3 protein-coding genes and 1 pseudogene are annotated in these 6,566 nt (G+C 71.0%); 1 reads left to right on the top strand and 3 read right to left on the bottom strand.

Translation table 11 applies throughout. The features are described 5' to 3' along the window. The 3 genes and pseudogenes from G3I40_RS45805 to G3I40_RS45795 all read right to left on the bottom strand — a co-directional run. Positions 1–604 (bottom strand): annotated as a pseudogene (locus G3I40_RS45805) (transcriptional regulator); the annotation flags it as partial. Between the two features lie 87 nt (positions 605–691). Continuing rightward, on the bottom strand, positions 692–3,643 hold the full coding sequence (locus tag G3I40_RS45800) for an FG-GAP-like repeat-containing protein (RefSeq protein WP_164560694.1): 2,952 nt from the start codon (positions 3,641–3,643) through the stop codon (positions 692–694). Next, a complete protein-coding gene (locus tag G3I40_RS45795) occupies positions 3,643–6,237 on the bottom strand; it encodes a S8 family serine peptidase (RefSeq protein ID WP_164560693.1) in 2,595 nt (864 codons plus the stop codon). Before G3I40_RS45795 ends, G3I40_RS45800 begins: the two co-directional genes overlap by 1 nt. A 172-nt stretch (positions 6,238–6,409) precedes the next feature. On the opposite strand from G3I40_RS45795, the gene G3I40_RS45790 reads away from it, so the two are divergent. Further along, positions 6,410–6,566, top strand: a 157-nt coding sequence (locus G3I40_RS45790; protein ID WP_164560692.1) for an aldehyde dehydrogenase family protein, incomplete at its 3' end; no start/stop codon positions are given.

Here is a 6,566-nt window from a genome sequence, read left to right as displayed (position 1 = left end):
CCAGCACCTGCTCGGCGGCCGTGATCGCCTCGGCGGGGGAGCCCTGGGCCAGGTGCGCGGCGGCGAGCGCGAGCAGCACCTCCTCGCGCAGGGCGACGAGCCGGTCGCGGCGGGAGCGCGCCCAGTCCGCGTACCGGTCCTCGGGCAGCAGCTCGCCGGTGAACAGCGACAGGGCGGCGCTGAGTTCACCGCGGTCCCCGGTGACGAGCGCGGTCCGCGCCGCCACCTCGGCCTCGTCCGCGTCGATCCGTACGGTGGCCGGATCCAGTCGCAGCAACGCACCGTCGGATATCAGGTACGAGGAGCTGGCGCGCGGCGCGAGTTCGGGTTCGAGGGCGCGGCGCGCGGCGTGCAGGGCGACGCGCAGACTGCCGGTCGCGGACTGCTGGTCGGCGTCCGGCCAGCAGATGGCCATGGCCTGCTCGCGGTGGAGCCGGTGTTCGGGCACGACGGCCAGCAGTTTGACCAGAGTCCGGGCGCTGGGCCGGGTCCAACGGTCGGCGGGCGCGGGCCCGTTGTCACGAGTCGCCGTGAAACCGCCGAAAAGGTGCAGGCGCAGCAGCGGACTGGCCGGAATCGTGCTGTCCGCCTGCTGCTCGTTCATGAGGGCGCAACTCTAACCGAGCAAGCCGAACACCCCCTGGGCGAGGCCCAGGGGGTGCTGTCGAGCTGTCGGTCCGCAATGGTCAGGTCAGGACAGCTTGTAGGTCGTCATCTGGTGGATGGCGTAGTCCCCCGAGTAGTACCCGCCGCCGAACAGACCGACGAGGCGGTCGCGGCCGTCCAGATCCTTGTTGAGGGACACCGCCTCGTCGACGCCGTCCCCGTCGAGGTCGCCCGAGAAGACGCCGCGGGCACCCATGAGAGCGGGGATCTTGCCGACGTCCCCGGCCCAGCTGTCGTCGGAGTCGAAGATGCTCGGGTCCCACAGGTACAGGCCCCCGTCCACGCCGGCGCCCAGCAGCTGACGTCCGCCGGGGCCGGTCAGGAAGCCACCGCCGAACGACATCGGCAGGACGCCCTGTTCCGTGTCGTCGCCGTTCGCGCGCATCCGCCGGAACGAGGCGACACCGCCCTCGTACAGTGCCCCGTCCTTGGCGAAGAAGCTGTTGTGCGTCCACAGGCCGCCGGATACCCAGGTGTGCACCACCTCGCCGGTGCGGCCGTCGCGGATCTCGAACACGTTCTGCGTAATGATCGAGGTGACGCCGTTGACAGTGAGGGGAGCGTCGACGTTCCACACGTAGACCACCGCGTGCCCGTCGGCGTACGGGATCTCCTGGGAAGCGAAGACGCCCTGGTTCGGGGTGAGGGTGCGGATGCCGCCGACCGCGTCGTGCGGTGCCTTCGGCGCGGCCGACCAGCGGGCCTTGCCCGTCCTGGCGTTCAGTGCGACCGCGTCCGTGACGGGCGAGTCCAGCCCGACAGCGCCGGCGCTGGCGTACGAGGCGTACACGCGGCCGTCGTTCACCGACGGGTCGGCGAACTGCACGGCGCCCGCGTCCTTGGGTGCGCTGTACGTCCACAGGGCGTGGCCGTCGCCGTAGTAGGCGTGCAACGCGTCGGTCGGGACGAGGATGTCCTGCTCCCCGTCGCCGTCGAGGTCGGCCAGGGTCGCCGTGCGGACGTACTGGCCGCCGCCGTCGATCGTGGCGAGCGTCTTGCCGGTCCGGCCGTTGAGGACGACCGTCGCCGTGTCGGCCGCGACGACGATCTCGGGCCTGCCGTCGCCGTTGACGTCCCCGGTCTCGATGTCGTGGACGGCGCCGGGCAGCGTGGCCTGCCAGAGCTTCTCGGGCTTGGAGCCGTGCACGAGCGACGGGCCCGAGTACGCCCACAGGCCGTTCGACGAGCCGCCCACGATCAGGTCGTTCTTGCCGTCCTTGTCGAGGTCGGCGCTCTGGGCGTGGGAGATGTCGCCCTGCAACGGAGTGACGCCCTCCGCCTTGCCGTTGGCGAGCTTGAACGTCCGGATGTTCTGCGCCAGGTCGATCACGCGCAGGTGCGTGCCCCGGGCGTCGCTGTAGACGTCCTGGTACATCGGCGCACCGGCGACGCCCTTGGACTGCCACGCGACGGCGCCCTTGCCGCTGAACACGGTCAGCGTCGCGTAGCGGGTGCCGCCGCGGTTCTCCGGGTCCTCGAAGTGCTCGTTGTCCTGGCCGGTGCTGACCAGCTTGCCGTCGGCGACCGCGAGGCCGAAGGTGTTGGCCGCGCTGTTGCCGTCACCGTCGTTCCGCTTGACCGTGTTCGACCACTGGAGCTTGTCCGCGCTGTCACCGTTGACGACGCGGACGGTGCTGGCGTTGACGAAGTAGTCCTCGTCGAACGAGGACTCCGCGACCGCGTACTCGTCGCCGGCCTTCCCGCCCAGGTCGCCGACCGTCAGCGCGGTGGGGACCACGTTCTCGCGGCTCTGCAGGGTGGCGCGGTGACCGGTCTTCAGGTCGTACGCCGCGACCTCGTAGCGCACCCCGTCCGCGGCGTCCGACTGCTCGACCGCGACGATCCGCTTGCGGCCCGTGTCCAGCCGCATACGGCGGTTGTAGAGCATGCTGTCGGTCTGCCAGGTGACGGAGCCGTCGGCCGCGTCGAGGACGAGCGTGCGGCCGCGTGCGGCGACGCCGTCGCCCTTGCTCAGGTTCCAGGAGGCGACGAACCTGCCCTTGCCGAGGTCCTGGATGTCGCCCCAGTTCGCGTCCCGGGTTTCCTTGGAGTCGTACGTCCACGTGGAGGCCGGGGTCAGCCTGCCGTCCGCTCCGGCCGAGAAGCGCGTCCCCGTCAGGGTGAGCGTCGCGTCGGCCGGGACCTTCGCGTCGCCGCTCATCCGGGGCGCGTCGGCGACGAGCAGCGTGCCGTCGACGATCTTCACCATGGAGGCGTGGTCGTAGAGCTTCGACCAGACCGTGGTGCCGGTCGTCCCGTCGAGGACCGTCACGAACGTGCCGGTGGTGAGCGCCGAGCCGGGGCTGGTGAAGGGCCGCGGGTACGGCGTGGTGCCGACCTGTGCCGAGAACACCAGGTCCGGGACGCCGTCGCCGGTCAGGTCTCCGGTGGAGTACCCGGAGTCCGATTGGGGCGCGAAGGGCGAGACCGCGTTGTAGCCCATGAGGATCTGCGCCGGGTAGGGCTCGACCCGCCACGGCTGGAGGGGCTTGACCTGCCAGTCCGCGTAGAACGAGCTGCTGGTGCGGGCCCACTTCTGGCTGCCGTCGGCGGCGTGGAGCTGCACGTAGCCCATGCTGTTGACGGAGTAGTAGTCGCCCTTCTTGCCGACCGGGACGGTGGCCCCCATGCCGCGCACGCCTTCCAGCGTGGACGTCGGGGTGAGGCTGACCGGGGTGGTCGGGTCGACGGCGGCGGAGCCGTCCTCCTTCGCGGTGCCACCGCCCTTCGCCGTGGCGTCGGTCTTTGACGTGCCGTCGGTCGTGTCGGCCGTGTCCTCGGCCTTGACGTACGGGTCGAGGGTGACGTTGGCGGCGAGCTTCTTGGCCTCGGCGCCGGTTAGCTTCATGGCCGCACCGCCGTCACCGTCGGCGGCCAGCGCCTGCGGCACCGCGGTCAGGCACAGGCCGGCCGTGACCAGGGCGGAGGCGAGCGCCAGGGCCCGCCGCGAGTGGTGGACTCTCCCGTGGACTCTCATCACTTGGCTCCCTGCGTGAAGCGGACGGCGGTGCCGTCGGCGATCACGGGCTGGTTGTAGGAGTACTGCAGGGCGTCGGTGCCCGCCTGGTTCGCGATGCCGACGGTGGCTCCCGCGCCCTGGTCCGCGACGGACCGGTACTGCAGGGTCACGGCGCCGGTGGCCTCGTCGAAGAGGACCTCGAAGGTCGCGCGGCCCGACGTCCCGTTGCCGTACGCGGCGTTGTTCCACACGATGGCGAAGGTGCGGCTGCCCTTGGTGCCGGTGGTCGCGGTCTGCACGGAGGACTTCTTGTCGAGGGTCAGGTCGTCCCACAGGGGGGCGACGACGCCCTTCACGCCGTTGGCGCCGCTGGTGGGCAGCGTGGTGTTGCCGTAGTCGCCGACGCGCGAGGAAAGGAAGTTGACCAGACCGTCGGTGGTGACCGAGGCCGAGGAGTACGAGACGCCGTACAGCTTCACCGAGAACGGCAGCGCGACCGTGGCCGCGTCCTCGTCACCGGACAGGGCGACCTTCTTCGCGCCGGGGACCCAGGAGTACGCGGCCGGGGCGCAGTCGTTGCCCGAGTTGTCGGTGCGGCGGGGGACCTGGACGTTCTCGGTCAGGGCGGCGGCGACGGTGACGTCCGCGTCGTACTGGCCGTTGCACAGGACCGGGGCGGCGGGCTTGACGACGAGGCCGTAGGATCCCTCGGCGACCTTCGCGAAGGAGTACGTGCCCTTGGCGTCGGTGGTGACGGGGGCCAGCGGGGTGCCGTTCAGTTCGACGGCGGCGCCCGGCAGCGGCTTCCCCGTGACGTCACGGACGGTGCCGGAGACCTTGTGCGCGGCGACCGCCGTCAGCGTCATGTCCTGGGTGTAGGCCTGCTGGGCGGCGAGCGTGACGCCGGTCGCCGAGCCGTCCGCGTAACCGTAGCCGCGCAGCGTGAAGTCGTACGTGCCCGCGGCCAGCGGCAGCCGGTAGGTGCCGTCGGCGCCGGTGGTGACCGTGCGGACCGCGCCGGCCGTGTCGGTGGCCTCGACGGTGATGTTCGTCAGCGCCTTGCCGGTCGCCTTGTCGGTGACCTTGCCGGTGACCGTGGCCGTGGTGTGCGGTGCCTTGTCGAGGGACGCGAGGACGTCGAGCTTGCCGTTGCCCCACACGTTGTTGGCGTCGGCGGTGCCGCCGCAGTGCGTGTCGTCCACGTCACGGGCGCCCTCGTCGAGGAGCTGGCGGGTCCCGTCGATGTCGCCGATCAGTGAGGGGGCACCCGACCACAACAGGGCCACGGCGCCCGCGACGTGCGGGGTCGCCATCGACGTCCCCTGCTCGGTGTTGTACGAGGAGCCCGGCCACGTGGACTCGATGTCGACGCCCGGCGCGGAGATGTCCGGCTTCATCGAGCCGTCGAGCGGCGAGGGGCCGAAGCCGGAGAACGAGGCGATCGTGCCGTTCGCGTCGTAGGCGCCGACCCCGTACGTCTCGGTCTGCGCGCCCGGCGGGTGGGTCGTCGAACAGGTCGTGCCGTCGCCGTCGTTGCCGGCCGCGAACGCCTCGAAGATGCCCGCGGCGTTCCAGGAGTTGACGATGTCCGTGTAGAAGGTGCCGTCGTCACCGCCCCAGGAGTTGTTGACGATGTTCGGGGCGAGGTCCGGGCGCGGGTTCTGCCCGTTGTGGTCGGTCGGCGCGAGGATCCACTGGCCGGCCGCGAGCAGGTCGGAGTCGATGCACTCGCCCTGCGATCCGCCGCAGGCCTTGGCGGCCATCCACTTCGCGTTCGGTGCGACACCGATGCCGTTCTTGCCGACCATCGTGCCCATGGTGTGGGTGCCGTGGCCGTTGTCGTCGCACGGGGCGGAGGAGGTGCAGATGCCCGTCGCGTCGTAGAAGTTGTAGTCGTCGGTGAAGGTGCCGTCGCCGTTGTTGCCGCGGTACTGCTGCACCAGGTCCGGGTGGTCGTACTGGACACCGGAGTCGACGCTGGCGACGACGATGCCCTCACCGCGGTCCTGGTACTGGTCCCAGACCTCGTCGGCCTTGATGTCGGAGATGCCCCACTCCGGGGTGTCGTCCCCGTCGGCGGAGGAGTCGGTGCCGGGGGACGCGGCGCGCGTCTTGGTGACCTCGGCGCCGGACGTCTCCGAGGCATCGAGCGCGAACGTGCGCTGCTTGACGACCGAGGCGACGTCCGAGCGTGCGGCGAGCTCGTCCACGAGGGCCCTGTCGCCGGTGACCTGGACCGTGTTGGCGATCCAGAAGTCCTTGTGGCCGACCTTCTTCTTGTCGAGGAAGGACCTGAGGGAGGCCTGGCTGTCGTCGGCGGTGGCGCGCAACTCCTTGTAGGCGGTCCTCGCCTGCTTGGCGTGCGTCTTCTGCTTCTTGGCGCCCGACAGGTCGGCGCGGTCCTTCAGGACGACGAAGAACGTCGCGTCGCCGCCCTTGGCGACGGCGCGGTTCAGCGACGAGTCGACCTTCGCCGCGGCGGTGGCGGCGGGAGTGGTGGACGAGGTGTCGGCGGCGACGGCCGGCATCACGCCGGCGGCCAGGGCGGTCGCGGTCAACGCGGCCGCCGCCCATGCGGCGGATCTGCGCCGGGGCGGTCGGGGCAGGTGCATCGGGGTGCTCCTCCGGGAACGGTACGGGGAGTTCGCACGCTAGAAAGCCGCCGTTACTGAGGAATTACTGGCAGCGTGACGGGGGTCTCCGGCCGGTCCCTGGCGCCCGAAAACTATCACCGCTAGTTTGGTGTGCGGACGGAGATCCGAGCGGTGACCACGAAGGAGAGCCATGAAGGCCCACGACGGGATGTACATCGGCGGACAGTGGCGGGCGGCCGCGACCAGCGAGACGATCGCCGTCGTCAATCCGGCCGACGAGCAGGTGATCGGCCACGTCCCCGCGGGCACCGCCGAGGACGTGGACGCCGCCGTGCGCGCTGCCCGCG

Origin of the sequence: Streptomyces sp. SID14478 (assembly GCF_010548525.1) — a bacterium.
In the GTDB taxonomy this organism is placed as follows: Bacteria; Actinomycetota; Actinomycetes; order Streptomycetales; family Streptomycetaceae; genus Streptomyces.
This window is presented reverse-complemented; position numbering and strand designations above follow the sequence as displayed.